The sequence below is a fragment of the uncultured Gimesia sp. genome, from assembly GCF_937919775.1.
Taxonomy (GTDB): Bacteria; Planctomycetota; Planctomycetia; order Planctomycetales; family Planctomycetaceae; genus Gimesia.
On record NZ_CALFPF010000064.1, the window covers coordinates 1 to 2,813 of the forward strand.

At 52.6% G+C, this 2,813-nt stretch carries 3 protein-coding genes; 1 reads left to right on the forward strand and 2 read right to left on the reverse strand.

Annotated features, from left to right (window positions below):
• Nucleotides 1–279, reverse strand: a 279-nt coding sequence (locus tag Q0294_RS01680) for a nitrilase-related carbon-nitrogen hydrolase (RefSeq protein ID WP_299460195.1), incomplete at its 3' end; no start/stop codon positions are given.
• Between the two features lie 86 nt (nucleotides 280–365).
• Here Q0294_RS01680 and Q0294_RS01685 point away from each other — a divergent pair.
• Nucleotides 366–1,865, forward strand: coding sequence for a leucyl aminopeptidase (locus tag Q0294_RS01685; RefSeq protein WP_299460197.1), 1,500 nt, complete (start codon nucleotides 366–368; stop codon nucleotides 1,863–1,865).
• An 11-nt stretch (nucleotides 1,866–1,876) separates the two neighbouring features.
• Here Q0294_RS01685 and Q0294_RS01690 read toward each other — a convergent pair.
• The coding region (locus Q0294_RS01690; RefSeq protein ID WP_299460199.1) for a right-handed parallel beta-helix repeat-containing protein at nucleotides 1,877–2,813 on the reverse strand (937 nt) is incomplete at its 5' end.

Consider the following 2,813-nt stretch of genomic DNA (forward strand, 5'->3'; position numbering starts at 1 on the left):
GAACAGACCCGCCAGAATGGGAACCCCGACTTCCTGCGAAATCTGCATCAGTTCCTGCGTGCTCGGCCCATTCGGAACGGGCTCGGCCAGATCAATCAATTCCTCTTTGGAAAATGATTGCACAAACGTGTAAGCCGGGATACAACATTCATGGAAGCTGATTATTTCCGCTCCCTGCGCCACGGCTTGTTGAGAGAGTTCACGAATTCGTTGCAGATTATACGCTTTGTCTCCATTGCGATGCTCAAACTGGACGGCAGCAATCCTGATATCTCTCATTTGGTTTTTACTCCTGATCTGTTAAACTGTGGAATCAACTTATCTTAAACTGAAGCTTTCTAACGATAAAGGGATTTGAAGAACTAATGGGAACGCAATTTACGAATGAACCGATTTCATCTCTTGCCGCAGACTGGCTGGTCATTGGTCTGAATGAGTCCGCGCCTCTCACCCCCGCGGTTGCCAAACTGGATGAAACCTTATCAGGGTTGATCACCCGCCTGATTGAAAATGAAGATTTCACCGGCAAACTGGCCACAACCTCTTCACTACTCGGCTTAACAGAGCTTAAAACGCCGCGGATCCTGCTGGTGGGCCTGGGACCTGCGGCCGCACTGTCGCTGTCTTCACTGGAAAAAGCCATGATGACAGCAGCCCGCACGATTTCCGGGAAACAAAACACGCGCGTCGCCGTTCTACTGCCCGATGTCGGAAAGACTTCTGTTAGCACAGATGATGCGGCCTGTCTCATCGCCGCGTCGATGACCGTCGGCTCTGTCGGGCAGGACTTATACCGTAAGGAAGCGGCCCGCTATCCATTCCAGGAAATTCTGATCGCAGGCACCCAATCTACAGATCAGGCAGCCTGCCAGCAGGCCGTCGAACGGGGAACGATTCTGGGTGAATCGATCAATCTGGCGCGGGAAATGGTCAATCGCCACGCGGGTGATATTTTCCCGATCAGTTTTGCCGAGCGTGTGGTAGAAATCGCAAAAACATACGGACTGGAATCAGAAGTTCTCGATGAGAAACAACTCCAGCAGGAAAAAATGGGCTCGATGCTGGCGGTCGCACAAGGCAGTGATCAACCGCCGCGGCTGGCGATTCTCAAACACCAGGGCGCTGATGCCTCTGCACCAACGCTGGCGCTGGTCGGAAAAGGGGTCACCTTTGACAGCGGCGGACTCTCGATCAAACCGAGTGACGGCATGAAAACCATGAAGTGTGATATGGGGGGTGCTGCTGCAGTCCTGGGCGCGATGACTGCCATCGCCCGGCTCAACTTGCCCGTGAATGTCATCGGTTACATGGGGCTCGTGGAAAACATGGTCAACGGCTCATCGTATAAACTGGGTGATGTTCTGACCGCGCGCAATGGTAAAACGATTGAAGTGCTCAACACCGATGCCGAAGGGCGACTCGTGCTGGCCGACGTTCTCACACTGGCCGTCGATCGCGGCGCAGCAAAAATCATCGATCTTGCCACACTGACTGGCGCTTGCGTTGTCGCGCTGGGAGAAGAAGTCACCGGCGTCTTTTCCAACGATGAAAACTGGTCTAAAGCCGTTCAGGACGCCGCCAAAAGCAGTGGCGAAGACGTCTGGGAAATGCCCATGTTTCCTCAATTTGCTGAACAACTGAAAAGTGATGTCGCCGACTTGAAGAATGTGGGAACGCGCTGGGGCGGTGCAATCACCGCCGCCAAGTTCCTGGAACACTTTGTAGATGAAACTCCCTGGGTTCACCTGGATATTGCCGGACCGGCGTTTGCAGCCGCCAATCTCCCACATCGTGAAGGGGGTGGAACCGGCTGCATGGTCAAAACACTGATTGAAGTCGCCAATCAATTCGAATCGAAAAAGTAAGGTAAGGCCGCCTACTCTGCCGACTGTCTTCCGAGCGCCCCCAGATCTTTTAATGAATCTGCGGGGCGTTCTTTCGTTCCCCGTGGTCCGTTGAACTGTTTTTGCACTGGAAAGTTTTCCTGAACCGCTTTCGGCAAAGACCCCGACTGATTCAGGCAGGCTGAGTTCGGAGTGAGAAAAAACAGATTTTTTTCGACGTCCTGAAAACCGGGATCATCACCAGAATTGATTTCCGCTTCCGATTCCACATTTCCAACACTGCGGGAATGCGCTGTTTTCCAGCCTTTTTTCAACCAGTTGTGACTGAGAATCGCTGTTCCCTGTTCATCCAGAATCGCAAAACTGTTTCCCGCATGAGACGTGTATAAGATGTTGTTGCGGCAATCCATGTGCTCCCCGTGGGAAGAGAGTCTCACCAGTGTCGTGGAGTCACGCCGGGAAACAATCGTATTGTCATACAGAAACAGGGTCCCTTTGCGGTAGGCACTTTCATCGCCGCTGTCGCCGCCGTAATGAATGACCTGGCTGTTTCCATCTTCGGGTTGTTTAATCAGCACATTGCCATAGACATAGGTGGTCCGATAGCGGGGGTCGTAGCGAATCGTGTCTCCCCCCTCTGAATCGACCAGATCCAACTGGCGACTGCCCCCTTCGATCCAGTTATATCGCACGACCAGACCGGCAGAACGATCTTTGAGATTGTTACCCAGACAGCCTTTTCGCAGGGGCCCGAGATAGTTTCCCTGAAAGGTGATGCCGGCTGCTTCCGTGTAGACGTTATGCTCGTAATAGCTGTTGGAGATCCCGTTGTGATAAATCGAACAGTTTTCCACCAGTAACTCTTTGGTCTCATAAGCCACGAACAGACCATTTCCGCAATCGTGCAGGAAGCAGTTACGAATCGTGATATGCTCCCCTTTTTCAATAAAGATGGCGGCCGCATTCTGG